The organism is Herbinix hemicellulosilytica (genome assembly GCF_002904165.1).
GTDB lineage: Bacteria > Bacillota > Clostridia > Lachnospirales > Lachnospiraceae > Mobilitalea > Mobilitalea hemicellulosilytica.
The window spans coordinates 280,851-302,885 of the sequence record NZ_CVTD020000008.1 but is presented as its reverse complement, the minus strand read 5'-3'; the positions used below and the strand labels follow the sequence as shown (position 1 = coordinate 302,885).

Below are 22,035 nucleotides of genomic sequence, written 5' to 3'. Positions count from 1 at the left end.
ACAAGCTACATGTCCAAACTAATTATTTTTAGGCTCTTTGTCAAGTGTTGGGGTATGATATGTTTGAATCATGCTAAAACACTAGGCTTAGAGCCTATTTTTATGATTGACTCACCAATACCTGTTTTTGGGCATGACAAATAAACCTCGTGCCAGTCATATTTATTTTTATTTAATTGCAAGAATGTAAGATACGTGTACGAAATCTTTCAAAGTTTTTTATACCATATGATATACGCTTAAGTACCTTTATTTTATTATTAAATCCCTCTGTTACACCATTGGTTAAGCCATATTTAAATGCATTTAGTATTTCTTTTGACCAATGTCGGAAAGTTGCTGCACATTTTTTAAACTCTTTAATGCCTGAGTTTTCTGCATTCTTTATCCATTCAAATAATTCTTTTCTTTGAATAGAATACTTTTCATTATGACAAATATCATAAAACCATTCTTTAAGCATATGAGCTTTCCTTAAATCATCGTTATAAAGCAGCATAAGATCACAGGCTTTTTTATCTTCATCCTTTAACTTATAATACCTGGTAAGAATTAATTTACGGCTTCTTTTGTAGTATTTTCTCAAAGTAGGAGACATGGATTTTTGTATTCTTTTACGTACATTTTCTATTGCCCAGGTTACATGCCTTATGAAATGATATTTATCAATAATTACTACAGCATTAGGAAAATAACTATAAGCTAAATCAACATATGGCTGCCACATATCACAAACAAAGAATTTTACCCGATGCCTTTCATTACGATTCATTTCTCTAAAATAAGCAGAAAGATGAGATTGAGTTCTGTCAGGTAGGATGTCCATAATGTAATTCTTTTTAGGATTAACAATAATACATTGATATTTACCTGTTTCAGCGTTACCTTTAAATTCATCAATAGCAATAGCATCTTTCAAAGGGAAACTAGAATAATGAATAGTATCCAGAATTCTAGTGACCGTTGAATGAGATACATTAGATTTTTCAGCAACAGCTTTTATAGAAACCGAATTTCGTAATTCATTAGCTATGTATTGAGTAAGACGAGTGGTTCGTTGCTGATATCTAGCTAAAAAGGGATATTTTTCATAAAAACGTTTTCCACACTTACAACGATACCGCCTTTTTTTAAGAATTAGATAGCAGTCTTTGAACTGTAAAGGTAAATCTTTAATTTTTTGATAACGGTAATCATGTATCTGTTTAGTTTGTTGATGACAACAAGGGCAAATCTGTGTTGTGGCTTTTGTTTCAATATAAATTTTTAAATAATTATCTGCGTGGTTGATTTTTTTTACAAAAATACCTTCCAAATTTAATAAAGATGTGATATGCTTATTAAGCATATTTATTTACCTCCTGGTGGTCTACTTATTGACTGGCACTGGGAGGTTTTTTTATTATAAACTAAAATGCTGGGGTTGTGAACTAAATGATTCACTTACCCCAACATTTATTATAGAACCTATTTTTATAAAAAAATCCTTCATTTACCACTTCCGTTCAGTAGTGATAAAAGAAGGATTTTAATTGCCCTATATTTTAAAATAATTAAACCAGTAATCTTATTGGTGATCTTTATTATATTTTATCGTGAAAATCCTAATTTAAAGTTTATTTTACCGTCTCGATTACTCATCCCAATTATGGTACACTTCCTGTACGTCATCATCTTCTTCGAGCAGGTCAAGGATTCTTCTCATATTCTTAATATCCTGCTCGTCGGTAAGCTGTACCCAGGTCTGAGGAATCATGGTGACTTCGGCCTGTACCATAGGTATACCTTCGCTTTCAAGCTTTTCTCTAACTGCGCTGAAAGAATCCGGATCGGTTAAAATTTCGTAGCTGTCTTCCTCTTCTATGAAATCTTCAGCTCCTGCATCCAGAGCAATCATCATCAGATCATCAGAATTTAAACTGCATTCTTCCTTGTCTATTATAATTTGGCCTTTGCGGTCGAACATAAAGGATACACAGCCTGTTGTGCCGACATTACCGTTTCCTTTTGAAAAGGCTGCCCTGACATTGGCCGCAGTCCTGTTCTTATTGTCGGTTAAGGCTTCAACTATTATTGCCGTTCCGTTAGGCCCATATCCTTCATATGTAATAGGCTCGTAGTTAACGGCATTTATATCTCCTGCTGCCTTCTTTATACTGCGCTCTATTGTATCATTGGGCATATTATTGGACTTTGCTTTTGCGATAACATCTCTTAAACGGCTGTTGGTATTAGGATCCGGTCCGCCTTCTTTTACCGCTACAGCTATTTCACGCCCAAGTTTCGTAAATATTTTACCTTTTGCTGCATCATTTTTTTCTTTTTTATGTTTAATATTAGCAAACTTTGAATGTCCAGCCATAAAAACTCTCCTTACCTGTTAAAGTCTGTTAATCTTAAATATCAATTGTCTTAATGAAAAATATGTCCCGTTACACTTTATATTCTGCCCATACTCAAAAAAAGATCATATGTAGCAGGTGGAATAGTTTTTTGCTATTCCACGTTGTCAATAATTTTTCTTAGCTTTTCCATAACAGATACAGTTTCTTCGGCTGTTCTTATAGCGCACATAATAGTGTCGTCTCCTGCAATACAGCCTACTATACTGTTCATCTGCAGAGCATCCAAAGCGGCAGCTACAGCCATAGCCATACCTGATACGGTTTTAATCACAAGGATATTTTGAGCCATATCCATGGACAAAAATCCTTCCCTAAGTACCCGGGTATACTTTTCGCTAAGTCCCGGTTCTGTCTTTTGTATGGCAATATATTTTTGTCTGCCGCCGTCAACAGCCACCTTGGTCAGTTTTAATTCTCTGATGTCCCTGGACACTGTGGCCTGGGTCACATTATATCCTTCTTTCATTAACCATTCTGCCAGTTCTTCCTGGGTTTCAATATCATATTTGTTAATCAGCTCCAATATTTTGCTTTGTCTGCTCAGTTTCATTGTTTATCAATGCCTTTCTATCATAGTTTTTCATTTATTAAGCTTTGAACGCAAAACCTCAAACAAACTGGTATTGTTCAACCGAATCAGTTTTGTGACATGTTCTGCCTTCCTAATTATTATTTTGTCATTTGTGCCTAGTTCAATCACATTTTGCCCGTCAAAAGTTGCGATGGCTTCATCCGGCTGGGTCTTTTTGCTTTCCCTTATTACAATCATAATATTATCTTCAGCCGATACAACCACGCTTCTTGGACTCAGGGAGTGAGGACAGATCGGAGTAATAACCATGACATCCGCTTTTGAAGCTATAATCGGGCCTCCTGCGGATAAATTGTAAGCTGTCGAGCCGGTCGGTGTCGATATAATAACCCCGTCTCCCCTATAATCGTCAATCAATTGGTCATTTACGAATATTTGCATACTTATAATTCTTGATAAACCCATCCTTGTTATAACTATGTCATTTAGTGCATAACCTTCATAAAAATACTTATCATCCGAGCTTATATGACAGTTCCCTTTATAAAGTTCCCCTCTAAGCATTATTCTGTTTTCTACCACATAATCATCAGCAAATAACTTATTTAAAGCATCGATAGTATGATTTTTTTCTATTTCTGCAAGAAAACCTACCGTCCCCAGATTAATGCCAAGAATAGGGATATTCATGTTCATCAGATGGGTTGCACACCGAATTATAGTCCCGTCTCCTCCCAATACTATGGCGCATTCAACATCAAGACTATCGTACGCCTCTTTGCTTTCCTCCAGAGACCGGACATTGGCAAGAACAGCTTTTTTCCCCGATTCTTTAATATACCGGGATATATGTTCCGTAATAATATTATCTTTATCTTTGTCCTCATTTGTGATAATTAAAAATCTGTCCATATAAGCTTGCTCCCCTGATTATCGATAAAAGTTTATCATATTATATAATGAAATTCAAGCAAACCTTACTATTTTTAGTATTATTAATCATATTTTGAGTATATTTAAACATAATTTTACATACACTCATTCACATTAATTATTGAAGCTGTTCATGAGCATTTAGAACAATTTCCTCAATTGCCTCATCTTGTAATTCTATTCTTGAATCCTGCTGCGATAAACCATCCGAGTTTTTTGCCGTTTTCAGGTGTAATAAATATTCTATATTACCTTCCGGCCCTTTAATAGGTGAATACGTAATCCCAAGGCAGTCAAATCCTATTTCATTTGCAAATGAAGAAACTGTCCTGATTACTTCCATATGCACTTTTTTATCCCTAACAACCCCTTTTTTGCCTACCTTTTCCCGGCCTGCTTCAAACTGGGGCTTAATTAAGCACACAATTTCCCCGTCTTTAGCCAATAATTCCTTTACAGGCAAAAGGACTTTCGTTAACGAGATAAACGATACATCAATTGATGAAAAAGCAATATCATCCTGAATTTGGTCACGGGTCAGATATCGTATATTTGTTTTTTCCATGGATATGACCCGTTCGTCCTGTCTTAGGCTCCATGCCAGCTGATTGGTACCTACATCAACAGCATATACCTTTTTGGCACCGTTTTGCAGCATACAATCGGTAAACCCGCCGGTGGACGCCCCTACATCCATGCAGATTTTTCCGCTAAGACTTATGGGAAAAACTTCTAATGCCTTCTCTAGCTTTATGCCTCCGCGGCTTACATATTTAAGTTTTTCTCCTTTTATTTCTATCTTTACATCCACGGGAAATGTACTTCCGGCTTTATCTTCCTTTTGTCCGTCCACATATACATTTCCGGCCATAATTATAGCTTTAGCTTTTTCCCTGGAAGGAGCCAGATTTCGATTCACCAAAAGTACATCTAACCGTTCCTTCATAAAATCACACTTTCCGCTTTATTTATCATTTCGTCTATTTACTCATTTTCAAGTTCATCAAGTATCTTTCTTGATATGCTGTCAGCATCAAGCCCATACTTTCTGAACAACTCATCTACTTCTCCATGTTCTATAAACATATCAGGTATAGAGAAATTTATATGCCTGATATTTTGTATATTATTTCTGCAAATATAGTCGGATACCATCTGGCCGAAGCCTCCGGTTCTTACATTATCCTCCATAGTAATAAAAATATGGTGATCTTTTGAAAGTTCATCTATCATCTCATAATCTATAGGAGATACAAAACGTACATTAACCAAAGTGGCATCTAAATCATGTTCTTTAAGCTTTTCTAATACTGCTTCCGCAGTCTTAACCATGCTTCCCACCGCAAGAATGGCGATTTTTTCTGCCTTACTTAGAATCTCACTCTTGCCTAATATTACCGGCTCCCTGTATTCAGCAAAGCCCTGATAAGCTTCCCCTTTGGGGTATCTTATAGCCACAGGGCCGTCATAAGCCAGGGCAAACTCCAGCATATCTTCCAGTTCCCATTTGTTTTTTGGCGCCATAACCACCATATTCGGTATATGGCTTAAGAAAGACAAGTCAAAAATTCCCTGGTGAGTTTCACCGTCTTTACCGCAAATTCCTGCCCGGTCTATGGCAAATACAACCGGAAGATTATTTATACATACATCATGGATTATCTGATCATATGATCGTTGTAAAAATGTAGAATATATGGCAACCACAGGCCTAAGTCCTTCCGTCGCCAGGCCTGCCGCAAAGGTAACCGCATGTTCTTCAGCTATTCCTACGTCAAAAAAGCGGTTCGGAAAAACTTTTTTAAACGCATGTAATCCCGTACCGTAAGGCATGGCAGCCGTTATAGCCACCACTTTTTCGTTCTTTTCTGCTGCTTTTATCAGGGCGGATGAAAAAACCTTGGTATAGGTTTCTGCTTTTGCCTTTCCCTTTGTCTTTCCGTTATTTATATAAAACGGATCAATACCATGGTATTTGCTCGGATGCTTTTCGGCAGGAACATAACCTTTGCCCTTCTTGGTTATTACATGGATAACCACCGCTTTATTAGCTCTGCTAGCTGTATTAAGAGCAGATAATATGCTGTTTATATTATGGCCGTCTATAGGCCCTATATAGGTAAGCCCCATATCTTCAAACAACATATTCGGAAGCATAAAGTGCTTAATTGCATCCTTGGACCGTTTCAGACGGCTTACTATATCCTTTCCGCCGGGCAGCTTCGAAGTTAAAATATTCTCCATATTTTCTTTAAAATCCGTATATTTGGTATTGGTTCTTAGTTTTGCCAGGTAATTGGCCATACCGCCCACATTTTTTGATATGGACATTTTATTGTCGTTAAGAATTATAATAAGATTTGATTTTAACCTTCCCGCATTGTTCAGGGCTTCATACGCCAGGCCGCCTGTTAAAGCCCCATCACCTATTACGGCAACGATTTTATTGTTTTCTCCTTTTAAATCCCTGGCTTTAACCATACCCAAAGCCGCAGATATGGCGGTTGAGCTGTGCCCCGTATCGAATGAATCGCACTCGCTTTCTTTTCTTTTCGGAAAGCCGCTTATTCCGCCCATTTGACGAAGTTTTGCAAACCCTTCTTTTCTGCCGGTTAAAATCTTATGAGTATATGATTGGTGTCCCACATCCCATATAAGTTTATCCTTGGGTAAATCCAAAAACAGGTGCAGGGCCATGGTAAGCTCCACAACCCCAAGATTGGAAGCCAGGTGTCCTCCTGTCTTGCTGACATTTGATATAAGAAAATACCTGATTTCATCAGCCAGCTTCTTATAGTCCTGCGGGTTTATATTTTTGATGTCGTTGGCTTTATTTATTTTATCCAATAAATTGGGCAATTTCGCACACCTCATTTCCGGACTTTTATTTTCGTCCGAACGTTCAACATATAAACAGATAAATTTTTCTACTTATCCCTGTTAATAAGCTTAATAATCAGTTCTTCCAAAAATTCGTTCTTATAAGGCAAAGATTTATAGGCTTTAATTGCCCGTTCGGTAACCTTTGCCACTTCTTCTTTTGCCTGTTCAATATTCATTAGCGAAACATAGGTGCATTTTTCGTTTTTTTCGTCACTGTGAACGGGCTTTCCGAGGGTTTTGTCATCACTGATAACATCAAGAATATCATCCCTGATCTGAAAAGCCAGGCCAATGTCTTTTGCAATAGCTTCTATAGTCCTGATTTCCTCATCTTTAGCCCCTGCTATAACCCCGCCTATCATCATGGAAGCCTGTATCAAAGCTCCGGTCTTTAACCGATACATTAAATCCAGTGTATCTTTTTCAATCCGGCGACCTTCAGATTCGATATCTATTACCTGTCCACCGATCATTCCGTGAATACCGGCTTTTTCTGCCAATATATTAATTGCTTTTAAAATTCTTTTATAAACCGTATGAGCTTTGTCATCGTTATCGTCTACTGCTTCAAATGCCTTTGATACGGTTTCAAAGGCATAGGTAAGAAGGCCATCACCGGCAAGGATGGCAAGAGCCTCTCCGTATACCACATGGGTGGTTTTTCTGCCCCTGCGAAGTTCATCGTTATCCAGGGCCGGCAGATCATCATGAACAAGGGAATAGGTATGAATCATTTCTATAGCTGCCATAAAAGGATGAAGGATGCTTTCATTTTTACCGCCGAACAAACGGAAGGTTTCCAGCATAAGCATCGGACGAAGCCTTTTTCCTCCTGCCAAAACACTGTAGTTCATGGCTTCCATAAGATTTTTGTATATACCTTCTTCTTTCGGAAGAAATTTAAGAATTATATTTTCGATTTCACCGGTTTTTTGCTTTAACTCAGCATCAAAGTTCATCATTTTCTCCGCTTTCACTTAATATAATAAGTTCTTTCTCCACCTTGTCTATGGAATCATTACAGGCCTTTAATAGCTTCATTCCTTCCTGATAAAGGGCAAATGAATTTTCAAGGCTTATATCCGGTTTTTCCAGTTCTTCTATAATTTTATCCAGTTTTTCAAAGGCTTCTTCTAATTTAAAGTCTTTTTCCGCCATATTAACCTCCGTTGCGATTATTACATTCTCTATAAAGAATCCATACCATATACTTTATCTTTTAATTTCTGTAATTTCTTCAGCGCGGGATATTATGTCACCGTCCAAAAGCGAGATACGAAGCAAATCGTTTTTTTCAACTTCACGGATGCTTTGTATAGGTTTTCCTTCCTTACCTGAAACTAAGGCATATCCTTTCTTTAACTTGGACAGGGGTGATAACCCCTCCAGTTTTGTAATATATATTTCCATCTTATGGCGTACTTCTTTTAACTTACGTTCCATATGATATGCCATCTTTTCTTCTATATCCGCAAGCCTTTGCTTTTTCTGCCTGATTTGATATGAGGGGCTGGCATAAAAAAGCTTAAGCTTATATTCCCGCAGTTTTGACCTATGTAGTGCCACATTATGCATTACGGCTTTTTGCATTTTTCTTTTATAGTCTTCTATCTTATTGCTGAAAGCTATGTAATCATTTACAGCCAGCTCAGCCGCTGCCGAAGGAGTCGGTGCCCGAAGGTCTGCCACATAATCGGCTATGGTAAAATCTGTTTCATGCCCCACCGCTGATATTATGGGAGTATTGCAGGCATAAATGGCCCGGGCAACAATTTCTTCGTTAAAAGCCCACAAATCCTCGATAGAGCCTCCGCCTCTTCCTACTATTATTACATCCAGTTTTAACTTATCCAGAATTTTTATGCCCCGTACAATACTTTCTGCCGCTCCTTCCCCCTGAACCTGGGCAGGATACAAAACAAGCTGAACATAAGGATTCCTGCGTCTTGATATATTCCTTATATCTTGTATAGCGGCTCCGGTGGCTGCCGTAACAATGCCAACCCTTTTCGGATAAGGAGGTATCGGCTTTTTATGGGCTTTGTCAAACAGTCCTTCTGCTTCCAAAGTTTTTTTAAGTTTTTCGAACTGCTCATACAATCTGCCCAGTCCGTCAAGAATTATCTGATTTGCGTATAACTGATATTTTCCGTCCCTTTCATATACATTGATACTTCCTAAAACTATAACACTTTGGCCTTCTTCCAGCCGAAAGGTCAAGCCTCTTCTTTGGCCTGCAAACATCACGCATGCCAACTGGCCCTCTGCATCTTTGAGGGTAAAATAGATATGGCCGGATGTATGATATTTACAGTTGGATACTTCTCCTTTTACATAAATATTATTCAGGTACGGGTCCTTTATAAACATATTTTTAATGTATCTGTTTACTTCGGTAACTGTAAAAGCCTGCCTCATATTTACCTCTCTTTTGGTATTAAACCAATTTTGCCAGTACTCCGTTAATAAATGCCGGCGTTTCGTCTCCTCCGAACGTTTTAGCCAGTTCAACAGCCTCGTTAATGGCTACCTTAACCGGAATTTCATCGTCATAGCGCATCTCATATACGGCTATCCTAAGAATTGTAAGCTCAACTTTGCCTAGCCGCTTTATTGACCAGCCGCTTGTCGTTTTTGACAATATGTCATCTATTTCTTCCACTTTTTCCATTATTGCATTAACCCGTTTTATCAAATAATCATATTCTTCCGGTGAAATGTTTTCTAAATCAGATAAATATAACTTTATCTGTTCAGGCAATTCATTCTTGTCATGAAACTCTTTACGAAACATCATCAAAAATACATGCTCTCTAAGTTCTCTTCTTGTCACTCTTTATTTCCTCCTATGAGCGTCCAGAATAAAAGGGGTTGCTGCAAATACTGCCTGCTTTGACAGTACATGATTAGTCTGCAACATCCCCCTGGTTTGGTACAACTTACTCTTTAACTATATTAACTCCGGCTATCCGGACATTCACCGAATTTACATGAAGTCCGGTCATATTCTCTATAGCTAATTTAACTTTCTCCTGTACCTGTTTGGCAGTTTCCAAAACTCCGTATCCATAATTCAAGGTGAGAGCCATATCCACCGATACCGAATCAGGACTCACGGAAACTTTTACTCCTTTTGATATGTTTTTCTTTCCGAATTTGCCTGCCAAATCATTGGTAACATTTCCGCCGGTGGAAGCAACCCCTTCAACCTCAGTTGCAGCCAGCCCGGCTATAACCGCTACAACTTCATCGGCAATCTGTACTTCTCCTACTCTTCCGTTTTCGTGTATTTTATATGTGTTCCTGATTTCTTGTTCTTTATTCACGGTAGATACCTCCTATGTTCCATTTAGGTTTGGCATAACCTATATACTTATTTATAGATTACAATATAACATATTATATAGTATTATACCAAACTTATCATCTTTTGCAATTATTAATAATATTTTTTATGTTCCTAGTATCTTTTTAGGTATTTTTTAAGTTTTACACTTTATAAAAATATATCGTAAAAACTAATAAGCTGTCACAGATATTTATGTGACAGCCTTTTAAACATAAGTATTCTTTTTTTACGTTTCTTTATCGGATCAAAAATCTCATTAATCTTTATACTGAATATGTAATGCTATTCTGCAACCACAACAGGGTTAATTGTTATTTTTTCGATAGGTGCATTGGTTTCCTTCATTACTATCTCTTCTATAATAGCCAGTTGCTGGTCTGAAAGCGATGGCGCGTTGATAACCACGTTAACATCTCCGTCGGCATTCATTGTCACCATAGCGTCAGCAAAACCTTTTGCTTCCAGCATTATTTCCGTATTATTTTCAATTTCAGCAATCCTTGTAAGCTCAATCATTCTTTCTATAATAGGCTGTTTGGCATCTTCCGAAATACTGTTGCTTTCAATCATAGCCTGAAGATCAGCTTTACTTCTTGCCCTATCCTGTTCTCTTTCAAGTTTCTTGCTTATAAAGAAATTTCCGTCCAAAGTTGTGCTTGCAAGAACAGCTTCTCCGGGTACGCCTTGTTCTTTGATATCAAGTTCTCCTGTGTCTTTTACATCATTGGCGCTAGCCAATAAATCCTCATCCGATATATCTCCCAATTCCTGATTATCAGTATCTTCGTCAACATCAACGGGTGTATCGTCATCTTCTTCGGTAGCGGTAACATCCTGATCTGTGTCCGTTGTATCGGCAGTATCGTCTGTTGTGTCGTCTGTTGTATCATTGGTATCGTCGGTGGTTGTATCATCAGTACCTACATCCTGGGCGAACAATTCCCCGTCCATACCAGAAATTACCTCATAATCCGGATTCGCAGTAACAAGCGAATCTTCCTCGTCCGGTTTATCCTTGCTGGTAAAGCTTAAATAACCGGCAATCACAATCATAATCGCCAGTGCGGTGATTATGATTTGATTTTTCTTAAATATATTTTTCATATTAAACCTCCTGATCATTTGATACCATCACCCATCTTCATCACCTTTACTTTATGCGCTGGAATATTAAATAATACCTCGCAAGCTTCAATAACATCCTTTATTACAAAGACATTGTCGCCGCCTTCGGCAATTACCACAACCCCCTCTATCTCAGGTATACGTTCTTGTAATATGTAAGGCTCTGTGTTTCCCTCTTCATCGGTAATCATAACCGTACTTTCTTCCTTTTGAATACGGTTGCTTGTTCTGCTACCACCCTCTCCGTCAGCTTCGTCAAGTTCTTCCTGTATATACGGTACATCTTTTAGTGGAACTTTTTCTCCGGTAGTTTTTAAGGTAATCATAACCTCAACATCTCCGATACCTTGTACTTTACGCAGGATGTTTTTAAGCTTGCTTTCTAATTCTGATATATAGGTATTCAAATCATAGCTTGTCGTATTCATATCATTTTTATAATCCGAAGATTCCGTGTTAATTTCTTTATCCTTGCTTTCTTTATCCCCTCCTATTAATCCAGGAAATGATAGAAGAATCAGCAGAACTCCTGCCGCAAACATAAATATAAGCTTTGGCATTCCGATATCTTTCAGGGATATTTTCTTTTTTTCCATATTATCCTCCCTGTATACTAATATTTATATTATCTTTCTTTAGGTTATAGAAGTCCGATAACCTATTTTTTAAATGAATTTCCTCAGGAGATGGTATTTTTTGCCTGTCCTCTTTTGCTGATTTTGAATCTTTCTTTAGATCAGAAATAACAATTCTTTCTATATTGATTTTTTGCACAGGTATGTTTTCACTTTCCTCATATCCCGCCGTAATATACATGGCTTCAATCTCTCCGTAATTTCTGCTGTTTTCATCCCGGTTTATTGCAATATCAAAATCGTATAAATAAAGACCTTCTTCAGCCAGTAATTCTGATACATGATCCTTTATCCTGTTCTTTAATTCATTGATTACAGCCTCTTTTTGCTTTTCCTCCATGAGAATCAGTTTATTCTTATAATCCGAAATATCGGTTCTGTATATGTTTGCATTAAGATAATAGTCCATAATATCTCCAAGTTTTAAGAGCTTGATAAAAGGGGTTGTAACTATAATCAGCAGAATCATCCCGGATACAATACTGATATACTTTTTATAATTGCTATTTCCAAGTAAGTTCATGATTATGGTATTAAGGATAAGATAAATAACAATATTGCGCACCCATTCATAAATTTCCCCCATGAAATCCCTCCAGCGTTTTGCTCTTAAATTCCTTTCCCTGTCGATATAGCAACAATTGTTATGGACAAAAGAAATAAGACTGCACCTGCCATTACCGATTTAAGAAGCATTTGAGCAGATTTGGCGGAAGCATTAATACATTCAATAATCCTCTTGTCGGATATAGGCTGCAAAGCTGCACAGCTTATTTTATAGATTAATGTTATAGCGGTAAGTTGTATAATCGGAACCGAACAAATAATTAATATTACAATTAAACCGGCTGCTCCAATTGCATTTTTCAGTAAAATCCCGGAACCTATAACTGTTTCCGTAACACCTTCTATGGCATTACCGATTCCGGGAATAGCAGAAGATGCTTTAAAAATTATAGAGCGCTTCACCTGATCTGCCACGGGTACTACCAGGCCCTGGATAGTCTGAAAGCCTATGACGGCTGCTAAAAGGCTTCTAAGCAGCCACTGAATTAAAGTTTCTATAAGTCCCGCCAGCTTTGACAGCATGTCCTCTTTAGACAGATTATTGGCAAGCATTATAATCAGATAGAAGTTTGCCATAGGTATTATAAATTTTATTATTATAAAATCTACCAACGTTATTACCATAAGAGCCGCCTTGTAAAACACCAGTGAAGACATACTTCCGGTTGAAAATGATACGGCCATAAAATAGGCAGGTACCAAGGCTTTCATAAAATCGAGAATTTGCCCGATCACTTTGGATGCTATGGCTGATGCGCCTATAAAAGAACTAATTAAGAGTCCGAATAAAAGCAGATATGTAACATAATATCCGGTTTCAGATACCTGCTGATATTTAAATGCTTTGGCCAGATTGGTAAAAATAGCGGCTATCAGGGCAATAGATATTAACTGTGTAAAGGTACTTATGTGAGCCTTAATTTCTTCACTTAAGGCTTTAATCAATTTATCTCCTATGGCTGCCAAAGAAAATGATTCTTCTCCGGACATCAGCTTTTTTACATAATCTTCAAAATTTACTTCTTTATTGCGTTCCAAAATGTTATCTATTACTTCCTGAATTTCTTCATAGCTTATATCTTCATAATAATTATCTGCGGCATATGCTGTACCAGATAAAGCTGCAGATATAAATAAAAAAAATATAAAGGCAAAAACCAATTTATATAAGCAATTTAATCTGATTATTTTTTTACTATCAAATACTTTGCCCTTTCTTTTTGTCATATCACACATCCGGCCTCCCCAGCCTTAACATCTTCTTTTTACCTTACGTTCAGGAAGTTATTTATGGTATCAAGAAGCGCAAGTAAAATAGGCATACTGATTGCCAGTATAGAAAGCTTCCCCACCAGTTCAACCTGCTCACCTATGGCATTATAACCGCTGTCCTTGCATAGGGATGCGGCAAATTCCGTTACATAAGTTATGCCTATTATTTTGACAAGTATGCTTATATACGCCTTATTTATCCTTATATACCCCTGCAGGCGGTTTATGGCATCAAGGATAACATCAAGCTTTTCTATTCCCAGCATCAGAATAATAAAACAGGCAGCAATACTTATATATAAAGAATATTCTTCTTTTCCCTTTTTAAAAATAATGGCAAGTAAAACCGCGATTATACTGATAACAGCCACAGTAATCATAAATTTTTAGCACCTTCTTTTAAGTCTTTTTATATCATGGCAAAAAGATCTTTAATTGTGGAAAATAACTTATTAATATACGGAAGAAGCCAGAACATAACCAAAAGCAGACCGGCCAGGCTTGTCAAAAAGGCAAGTTCATCCCGGTTTGATTGCTTTAAAATCTGATTTAATAAGGAAACCAATATTCCAACTACTGCAATCCGAAAAATCAAATAAATTTCCATCCCTAACCCCCATGCATTCCTTTGTTAACCTCAATGTTCATAATTTATTGATATATAAGCCTTATCAGCTTCTTATTTAAAATTAAATATTATGCCAGTATAATGGCTATAAATATGCCGGCCATAATTCCAAGACTGTTATACAGGTAAGTTTTTTCCTTTACGGTCTCCGAAAGTTCCCGTATTTCCTCGTCAAGCTGTGCAATATAAAGATCCAGTGTATTAAGCTGCATTTCCTTATCGAGATACCCGAGATGTTCACCGAATTGAATCATTTGGTACTTGTCCCTTTTATTTAAGGAGGTTATATGTAATTCCTTTTCTACGGCTTGCGCCCATATCTGGGAAAATGTATTGCCCAAACGTTCCCTTAGGCTGTCCGAAACTTTGACTAAAAAATTTTTAAAATTTCCGTCATGTCTTTTGGCAATAGCATTTATCGCTTCAGGCAAGGGTGTATTGCCGTAACGGATATCTCCCCTAAGCAGCATAATAATTTTTCTAAGTTCTTTTAAATCATCAATTCTTGATTTAAGTTCGCAGCTACAATAAAAGCCCATTAAGGTCGAGGAAAGAATAATAAGAATGCATCCGACTATCTTAAAAATCACCTTATTTCCTCCTTCGCATCAGTCTGAAATTATCCCCATATTTTATTTCCGGCAGCATCACAGATTTTTTCGATATTTCCGATGCTTTTAATATTATTCAGTATTATATAGCGCTCAAATATCTTATTTTGCATTAGCTCTCCCAATACCGGCTTACTTTTTACATCTTCAAGGGAACTGCCGTGTACGGTAGCTATCAGTTTGCATCCGCAGTTAATTACATGATTTATTGCTTCAAGATCCTCTTTGGACCCGATTTCGTCAACAGCTATAACCTGTGGCGACATGGACCTTATTAACATCATCATTCCCTTTGCTTTCGGACAACAGTCCAGCACATCGGTTCTTATACCAAGTTCGTTTTGCGGTACTCCCATATAGCAGGCCCCGATTTCCGAACGCTCGTCCACTACTCCGACATTCATACCCTGAAAATTAGGCCCCCCGTCGGAAACCTGCCTGATAATATCCCTAAGCAAAGTTGTTTTGCCGCATTTGGGCGGTGAGATAATCAATGTATGATAAATACTACGGTTTTTTTCGTCAATCAGATAAGGCATCACTTTATCGGCACAGCCTTTCACCTGGTGGGCAAGTCTTATATTTATAAAGGATATGTACTTCATTCCTTTAATATGATTCCCCTGTATGATAGTTTTTCCCGCAATACCTATCCTGTGACCTCCGCTTATGGTTATAAACCCTTGTCTTATTTCTTCTTCAAATGCATATAAAGAATAATTGCTGATATATTCCATAGTTTCTTTTATTTCATTTTTCGAAACCAAAACTCCCTTAAGAGGATCAGTTACCAAAGATCCGTCTTCCGATACAAAATATTCCTTGTTTTTGTAATTTATTATAAGAGGGCAATTAATCCTAAGCCGTATTTCCTGCAAATCATCAAAATTAATCCGCATATTGCCGAGTGTCATCCTTAGCTTCATTGAGAAAATCTTAAGAAGCTCGTCTTTTTCTTCCATAAACGCCACCCCCTTACCGGTACCCGTACCAATATGGCTTATCCATTTTCTTCTAAAACAATATATTCCTGCCTTATGAAAATATGACGTTGATTATAATATTTCTTAATGATAAGAATCAGGAAATTAAGACAGAAGAACAAATATATTGCATTATATGTAAAATTTACTATAATAAAAGCAATAACTAAAAAGCATATATAGTTTCTTATGTGATATTCATACATAAGAATGTATATTTCATAAAAATAATCAAATAAAAAGGGGATAAAGATGAGATACGGTTTAATCGGAGAAAAGCTTGGCCACAGTTATTCAAAAATCATTCATGAAAGAATAATAAACGAACCTTATGACTTGATTCCTTTAGACAATGAAGAGTTTGATAAGTTTATGAGAAAGAAAGAATTTGCCGGAATAAATGTGACTATTCCCTATAAGCAGAAAGTGATAGCTTATCTTGACGAACTTGATCCTTTGGCAAAAAAAATAGGAGCCGTCAATACCGTCGTCAACAAAAACGGCCGGCTTACCGGATATAATACCGATTTTTATGGGCTTAAGTATCTATTTAACCGCAATAATATTAGTGTAAATCAAAAAAAATGCCTGATTTTAGGTAACGGAGGCACATCTCAAACAGCCCGCACAGTTTTGGAAACCTTGGGTGCCAAAGAAATACTTACAGTCAGCAGAAACCCTGCGGGTGGTGTAATTTCTTATGAAGACTGCCGGCAAAATCATACGGATGCCGAGATTATAGTTAATACTACACCGGTAGGAATGTACCCCAACATGGATGCATCTCCCCTTGATTTAACCCCTTTTAAATCATGTATTGCTGTAGTTGACGTAATCTTTAACCCTTTAAAAACTAAACTTGCACAACAAGCAGAAAGTCTTGGCATTAAAGCAGTTACAGGCCTTGTTATGCTGGTAGCCCAGGCAAAGCAGGCCCAGGAACATTTCAGGGGAATAAAACTTGATGATGATATAATAGAAACCATTACCGAAGAACTGCTTAAACATTTAGGTTATGAAAACGTATAATATGTGAAATTAATTTAATAATATTTTCGAATTATAATGACTACAATTTTTTCGACTGCATATAATATATAAGGACGTCTAAAGCAGTCTGTATAACCATTTTTTGTTGACAAAATATACTGTAAATGGTACAATCAGATTGCAGAAGATGTGCCAGTTTGTCCTCCGGTGTCCCTCGGGCCCGGGGGCTTGTTATAATAAGGAGATATTAACCAATGGAAAAGAAAGTTTTTAAATCCTATAAACAGTTAATTTCTCTTTTAAGAAATAGAGGTATAAATATTAAAAAGGGCTCTGCAGGATCACGAGTTATTCGTATATTAGAAAAAGAGAACTACTATAATGTTATAAATGGTTACAAAGAGCTCTTTATTGACCGTTCTGCTTCAAATTTCAATCAAGAGGTCTATAAACCCGGAACAAAATTTGATGAAATATATGCTCTATATACATTTGACCGTGAAATACGTATAATATATCTTAAGTATATACTTAAGCTTGAAAATCATTTTAAGTCTATAGTATCACATCATTTTTCAAAAAAATATGGATACGATAATTATCTTAAAATTGATAATTTCCATTGTACAGCATCAAATTCTGTGTCTGAATTAAAGAAGATCGCAAAAAGATATAATTTAGATCTTATTAATGACATTTCTGAAATAAAAAGAATTAGTCAAGAAGAAAATGTTGCTAACATAACTCGTCTAATTGGTGATATACATCAAGAAATCGCTCGTCAACTTAATAAACATCATCCTATGGTCACTCATTACATGATAAAACATGGTTATATACCTTTATGGGTTTTAGTAAATGTTCTCACGTTTGGTAAAGTGACTACCTTTTATCTTTACATGAAAGACGATGACAAAATAGAAATCGCTAGGCAATTTCATATTAACTACATAGAACTACATAAATACATGAGTATACTTGGATTTGCAAGAAATAAATGTGCCCATGATGAACGTTTTTTTGATATAAGATTTAAGCAACTCATACACACAAGAAGTATTCCTTATTTCTCAAGCCTTAATCTCCCTAGAAACGCTAGTGGCTCTTATACTAAAGGTTTATGCGATTTATATGCAATAGTAATTATTTTCCGTCAGTTACTTAGTAAGCAAGATTTAAATGAGTTTATATCCGCTCTTGAATTAGAAATAAAGAAATTAAGTAAACAACTTAAAACAATTTCAGTCAATGATGTTTTAGATGTAATGGGATTCCCTGATAACTGGAAAAATATACTTATTACATATTAATTTATATAAAAAAAGTAGTCCGGAAATTTTATTCGGACTACATTTTTTCATCTTATTATACTCTCTTCATGTATTCACCGGTTCTTGTATCGATACTGATTCTGTCACCAATGTTTACAAACAAAGGAACCTGTACGACAGCACCGGTCTCAACAGTTGCAGGTTTTGAAGCACCTGTTGCGGTATCTCCTTTAAATCCGGGTTCTGTATGAGTAACCTCCAACTCTACAAACAAAGGAGGTTCGATAGCGAATACAACACCCTTATATGAAAGAATTTTAACCATATCATTTTCTTTAACAAACTTAAGTGAATCTCCTACAGTCTCCTGATCCAAAGCGATTTGATCATAGGTTTCTGTATTCATAAAGTGATACATCTCACCGTCATTATATAAATATTGCATATCGCTTCTCTCGATATGAGCCTGTTCAAATTTCTCGGTAGGACGGAATGAACGCTCCGTAATACCACCGTTCATAATATCTTTAAGTTTTGTTCTTACGAAAGCAGCTCCTTTTCCAGGCTTAACATGCTGAAACTCGACTACCTGATAAACAACACCATCTATTTCAACTGTCAGCCCATTTCTGAAATCGCCTGCTGAAATCATGCAATTTATTCCTCCTTAACAATTGACTACACATAAGTGTATAATAAACCGACATTATTTGCAACAATTTTTTATATGACAATTATAATTCAATTAAGGACTTATCCGAATGGGTATAATTAACAATACCGTTTTCAGTTACCTCTACCAGGTCCTCAATCCTGACTCCGCCAAAGCCCCTGATATATATACCGGGTTCTACGGTTTCTACCATTCCTGCTTCTATTATATCTTCTTCCGTAGCTGAAAGTCTCGGATTCTCATGTATAAACAGACCTACACTATGACCAAGCCCGTGCCCGAAGCATCCTTCATATCCGGCATTGTATATGATATCTCTTGCCACTTTGTCAACATCTTTACCCTTAAGCCCGGCTCTTAGAGTATCAAGGGCCGCAAGCTGGGCTTCAAGCACAATATTATATATCTCTTTTTGCTTATCGGTTGCCTTTCCGACTACTATGGTTCTTGTCATATCCGAACAGTATCCTTCATATACGCAACCGAAATCCATTGTGACAAAGTCCCCTTTTTCAATTTTCTTAGACGTGGGAACCGCATGAGGCATGGATGAATTTACACCTGATGCCACAATGGCAGGAAAACTGGTTTTCTCTCCTCCGTAAAGTTTAAGCAAATACTCAATCCTTGCGGCTACTTCCAGTTCGGTAACACCGGGTTTTATAAAGTTTAGTATCTCAGAAAAAACCTTATCTCCTATACTTTCGGCAATTCGTATGCGTTCAAGTTCCTTAGGTGTTTTAATTCTCCTTAACCTTGTTATTTCATCCTTTATAGGAACCAATTCTGCAAAATCCAAAGCATTCTTTAACTTTTCATAATCAGAAAAAAGCATATCTTCGGATTCAAACCCAAGGCGTTTTACATTATCTGATTTTATCAGATTGCCAATGGCCTCTTCATAACCGCCTGACCCTATGGTTACTATTTCATAACCTTCTGCTTCGGCTTCAGCCTGATAGGTATAACGAAAATCAGTGATTACCGCATGGCGATTACCGGAGATATATACATATCCTGTTTCTCCTGCAAATCCGCTTATATAACGCATATTGTTACCGTTGGATATCAAAACCGCATCAATATTTAATTTACTGTTAATTTCCTGAACTCTTTTAAAATTATCCATATCATACCTTCCTGTCCGTATGTATTTGCATTAATGCATGTTAACAAAAGGTTCAAACACTTAAAATTTTCTGATCCCAAATTTATAATATGGCTTTTATCAGCACATCAATTATTATAAGCAAATTTCATTATTCTATCAATTACAAATAAATTTAAAAATATCTTATTTTAACATTTAACTATATTAAATAATATTGCAACATATCAGATATTAAAAAAGAAATTCTGTCTGTCAGGAAGCAAAATTTAAATAGAAATAGTTATCATCATTATTTTATAATTAATTTTAAAATCACTAACAGATAATAAGTTTAACTGATAACTTTAGACTTCAGAAGCCTTATTATATATACTAAATATGGCTTCCATCGCAAGTATATATCCATCAAAACCAAGCCCGCTTATCTGACCGTTACAGACGGGAGCGGTTACGGATGTATGCCTGAATTCTTCCCTTTGATAAATGTTTGAAATATGTACCTCAATTTTCGGTACCGTAAGGCTTGCTAAAGCATCCCTTATGGCATAACTGTAATGGGTATAAGCTCCGGGGTTTATAATTATTCCGTCAGCCTTTTCATTGTAAGCCCTTTGGAGGGCATCAATTATTTCTCCCTCATTATTGCTTTGAAAAACTTCAACATCTATACCCATTTCCTTTGCCTTTTTCTCAATCATATCAACCAATGAGGCATAGTCCCTGCTGCCGTATATTCCTTTTTCTCTTATTCCAAGAAAGTTCAAATTCGGCCCGTTAACAACCAAAATCTTCATAAAATTCCTCCTTACTTAATAGCATTTAAAATTTCTCCGACTATATCATCTATCGCTTTATTATCCGTATCTATAATTACATCGGCAGCCTCTTCATAGTAAGGTGTTCTTTGTGCAAGAAGTCTTTCTGCTGTTTCTTTGGGATTTTTGTTCTTTAGAAGAGGCCTTGTAGTATCACCTGAAAGCCTTTTTAAAATTGAATCTGCCGATGCCCGCAGAAATACAACTTGTCCCATTTCTTTAAGAATCTTACGGTTACTTTCCCTGACGGGCATACCGCCCCCGGTGGAAAGCACTGTATTTCTCATGGTATCTTTTAAAGATAGCAGGAGAGTTGTCTCTAAGTCACGAAAAAACTCTTCCCCATGCAGCCGAAAAATATTATTAATTGTTGTATCTTCCAAAGTTTCAATCATTTCATCCGTATCTTTAAAATCATAGTTTAATTTCTCGGATAAAATCTTTCCTACACTGGTCTTTCCCGATCCCATAAAGCCTATCAATATGATGTTCTTCCCTTTCATCTTGTATCTCACCACTTATATCAATTATTTATCTTTTGGACTGACATTTTGTTTTATACCCGACATATTTTATACAATAAGCTTTCTAAATTATTTTACACTAAAAATATTATACCTGCCTAATTTTCCCTTTTTTTAAATCCCTTCGGTAAAATTTCAGAACGATTCTTTCCAGTTTACGCTTCAGCAATATCTGTATCTCATAATCTTCCCCTATCGGTTTTACAAAATAAGACATCATCCCAATCCTGTTTGCTCCAAATATATCGGTAAATAACTGATCTCCTACAAAAACCGTATTGTCTATCGTGGTACCCATCAGCCTTGTTGCCTTAATAAAACTGCTTTTGGCAGGTTTATTGGCCTTGTATATATATTTTACGTTAATCTCCCTGTTAAATCTTTTTACCCTTTCTTCTTTATTATTTGAAATTAAACATACCTCAAATCCTATTGCCTTAAGTATATTTATAAGTTCAACTGCTCTGGGACTGGCATCAGCCCCGTGTTCTACCAAAGTATTGTCTATATCAAAAATAATCCCCCTGTACCCCTCTTTATACAAGCTTACATAATCAATATCATAGGCAGAATCTGCTATCCTTTTCGGGTAGAATATTCTTAACATATCATCTCTCCAAACTGTAAAAATATATAATATTATTATATGTATTTTTCACCAATATAGCATTTTTCCGTATTTATAACAATATTAAAATCTAAATTCCCTTAAAGGATGATAATGCCGG

The 22,035-nt window shown here is 36.4% G+C and carries 26 protein-coding genes; 2 read left to right on the top strand and 24 right to left on the bottom strand.

Going from position 1 to position 22,035, the window contains the following annotated elements; genetic code table 11:
- Positions 1-172: 172 nt before the first annotated feature.
- The 19 genes from HHT355_RS02415 to spoIIIAA all read right to left on the bottom strand — a co-directional run bounded on the left by HHT355_RS02415 (position 173) and on the right by spoIIIAA (position 15,902).
- Positions 173-1,348, bottom strand: coding sequence for an ISL3 family transposase (locus HHT355_RS02415; protein WP_103201453.1), 1,176 nt, complete (start codon positions 1,346-1,348; stop codon positions 173-175).
- A gap of 285 nt (positions 1,349-1,633) precedes the next feature.
- Positions 1,634-2,362, bottom strand: a complete 729-nt coding sequence (locus HHT355_RS02410) for a YebC/PmpR family DNA-binding transcriptional regulator (protein ID WP_103201856.1) — start codon at positions 2,360-2,362, stop codon at positions 1,634-1,636.
- Positions 2,363-2,496: 134 nt separating this feature from the next.
- Positions 2,497-2,955 (bottom strand): arginine repressor, encoded by a 459-nt coding sequence (gene argR / locus HHT355_RS02405; protein ID WP_103201855.1) that lies wholly within the window; start codon positions 2,953-2,955, stop codon positions 2,497-2,499.
- Positions 2,956-2,985: 30 nt separating this feature from the next.
- Entirely contained in the window at positions 2,986-3,849 is an 864-nt protein-coding gene (locus tag HHT355_RS02400; RefSeq protein WP_103201854.1) for an NAD(+)/NADH kinase, read from the bottom strand.
- 139 nt (positions 3,850-3,988) lie between these two features.
- Positions 3,989-4,816 carry a TlyA family RNA methyltransferase gene (locus HHT355_RS02395; RefSeq protein ID WP_103201853.1) on the bottom strand — a complete coding sequence of 276 codons (828 nt, stop codon included), beginning with the start codon at positions 4,814-4,816 and terminating at the stop codon, positions 3,989-3,991.
- 38 nt (positions 4,817-4,854) lie between these two features.
- A complete protein-coding gene (gene dxs / locus HHT355_RS02390; protein WP_242967495.1) occupies positions 4,855-6,729 on the bottom strand; it encodes a 1-deoxy-D-xylulose-5-phosphate synthase in 1,875 nt (624 codons plus the stop codon).
- A 68-nt stretch (positions 6,730-6,797) separates the two neighbouring features.
- A complete protein-coding gene (locus HHT355_RS02385) occupies positions 6,798-7,712 on the bottom strand; it encodes a polyprenyl synthetase family protein (RefSeq protein WP_103201851.1) in 915 nt (304 codons plus the stop codon).
- Positions 7,702-7,911, bottom strand: coding sequence for an exodeoxyribonuclease VII small subunit (gene xseB / locus HHT355_RS02380; protein ID WP_103201850.1), 210 nt, complete (start codon positions 7,909-7,911; stop codon positions 7,702-7,704). Before xseB ends, HHT355_RS02385 begins: the two co-directional genes overlap by 11 nt.
- A gap of 54 nt (positions 7,912-7,965) precedes the next feature.
- Positions 7,966-9,171 (bottom strand): exodeoxyribonuclease VII large subunit, encoded by a 1,206-nt coding sequence (gene xseA / locus HHT355_RS02375; RefSeq protein WP_103201849.1) that lies wholly within the window; start codon positions 9,169-9,171, stop codon positions 7,966-7,968.
- A gap of 19 nt (positions 9,172-9,190) precedes the next feature.
- Positions 9,191-9,586, bottom strand: coding sequence for a transcription antitermination factor NusB (nusB, locus tag HHT355_RS02370; protein WP_103201848.1), 396 nt, complete (start codon positions 9,584-9,586; stop codon positions 9,191-9,193).
- Positions 9,587-9,692: 106 nt separating this feature from the next.
- Positions 9,693-10,079, bottom strand: a complete 387-nt coding sequence (locus HHT355_RS02365; protein WP_103201847.1) for an Asp23/Gls24 family envelope stress response protein — start codon at positions 10,077-10,079, stop codon at positions 9,693-9,695.
- Between the two features lie 305 nt (positions 10,080-10,384).
- A complete protein-coding gene (locus tag HHT355_RS02360) occupies positions 10,385-11,206 on the bottom strand; it encodes a SpoIIIAH-like family protein (protein WP_158245865.1) in 822 nt (273 codons plus the stop codon).
- 14 nt (positions 11,207-11,220) lie between these two features.
- Positions 11,221-11,823, bottom strand: coding sequence for a hypothetical protein (locus HHT355_RS02355; protein ID WP_103201845.1), 603 nt, complete (start codon positions 11,821-11,823; stop codon positions 11,221-11,223).
- Position 11,824: 1 nt separating this feature from the next.
- A complete protein-coding gene (locus HHT355_RS02350; protein WP_103201844.1) occupies positions 11,825-12,448 on the bottom strand; it encodes a stage III sporulation protein AF in 624 nt (207 codons plus the stop codon).
- A 23-nt stretch (positions 12,449-12,471) separates the two neighbouring features.
- Entirely contained in the window at positions 12,472-13,656 is a 1,185-nt protein-coding gene (locus HHT355_RS02345) for a stage III sporulation protein AE (RefSeq protein ID WP_158245864.1), read from the bottom strand.
- Between the two features lie 38 nt (positions 13,657-13,694).
- On the bottom strand, positions 13,695-14,081 hold the full coding sequence (locus HHT355_RS02340; RefSeq protein ID WP_103201842.1) for a stage III sporulation AC/AD family protein: 387 nt from the start codon (positions 14,079-14,081) through the stop codon (positions 13,695-13,697).
- Between the two features lie 29 nt (positions 14,082-14,110).
- Entirely contained in the window at positions 14,111-14,308 is a 198-nt protein-coding gene (gene spoIIIAC, locus HHT355_RS02335) for a stage III sporulation protein AC (RefSeq protein WP_103201841.1), read from the bottom strand.
- Between the two features lie 89 nt (positions 14,309-14,397).
- A complete protein-coding gene (locus tag HHT355_RS02330; RefSeq protein WP_103201840.1) occupies positions 14,398-14,919 on the bottom strand; it encodes a stage III sporulation protein AB in 522 nt (173 codons plus the stop codon).
- A gap of 29 nt (positions 14,920-14,948) precedes the next feature.
- Positions 14,949-15,902, bottom strand: coding sequence for a stage III sporulation protein AA (spoIIIAA, locus tag HHT355_RS02325; RefSeq protein WP_103201839.1), 954 nt, complete (start codon positions 15,900-15,902; stop codon positions 14,949-14,951).
- 273 nt (positions 15,903-16,175) lie between these two features.
- On the opposite strand from spoIIIAA, the gene HHT355_RS02320 reads away from it, so the two are divergent.
- Entirely contained in the window at positions 16,176-16,952 is a 777-nt protein-coding gene (locus HHT355_RS02320) for a shikimate dehydrogenase family protein (protein ID WP_103201838.1), read from the top strand.
- Between the two features lie 215 nt (positions 16,953-17,167).
- Complete coding sequence (locus HHT355_RS02315; protein ID WP_103201837.1) at positions 17,168-18,223, top strand: Abi family protein; 1,056 nt, start codon at positions 17,168-17,170, stop codon at positions 18,221-18,223.
- 55 nt (positions 18,224-18,278) lie between these two features.
- Here the strand turns inward: HHT355_RS02315 and efp are convergent, their stop codons facing one another.
- The 5 genes from efp to HHT355_RS02290 all read right to left on the bottom strand — a co-directional run bounded on the left by efp (position 18,279) and on the right by HHT355_RS02290 (position 21,914).
- Positions 18,279-18,836, bottom strand: coding sequence for an elongation factor P (efp, locus tag HHT355_RS02310; RefSeq protein WP_103201836.1), 558 nt, complete (start codon positions 18,834-18,836; stop codon positions 18,279-18,281).
- Between the two features lie 82 nt (positions 18,837-18,918).
- Positions 18,919-19,986, bottom strand: coding sequence for a M24 family metallopeptidase (locus tag HHT355_RS02305; RefSeq protein WP_103201835.1), 1,068 nt, complete (start codon positions 19,984-19,986; stop codon positions 18,919-18,921).
- A 326-nt stretch (positions 19,987-20,312) separates the two neighbouring features.
- Positions 20,313-20,762: a type II 3-dehydroquinate dehydratase gene (aroQ, locus tag HHT355_RS02300; RefSeq protein ID WP_103201834.1), complete on the bottom strand. Its 450-nt coding sequence runs from the start codon at positions 20,760-20,762 to the stop codon at positions 20,313-20,315.
- 11 nt (positions 20,763-20,773) lie between these two features.
- Complete coding sequence (locus HHT355_RS02295) at positions 20,774-21,286, bottom strand: shikimate kinase (protein ID WP_103201833.1); 513 nt, start codon at positions 21,284-21,286, stop codon at positions 20,774-20,776.
- Positions 21,287-21,395: 109 nt separating this feature from the next.
- Complete coding sequence (locus tag HHT355_RS02290) at positions 21,396-21,914, bottom strand: YqeG family HAD IIIA-type phosphatase (RefSeq protein ID WP_103201832.1); 519 nt, start codon at positions 21,912-21,914, stop codon at positions 21,396-21,398.
- Positions 21,915-22,035 lie beyond the last annotated feature (121 nt).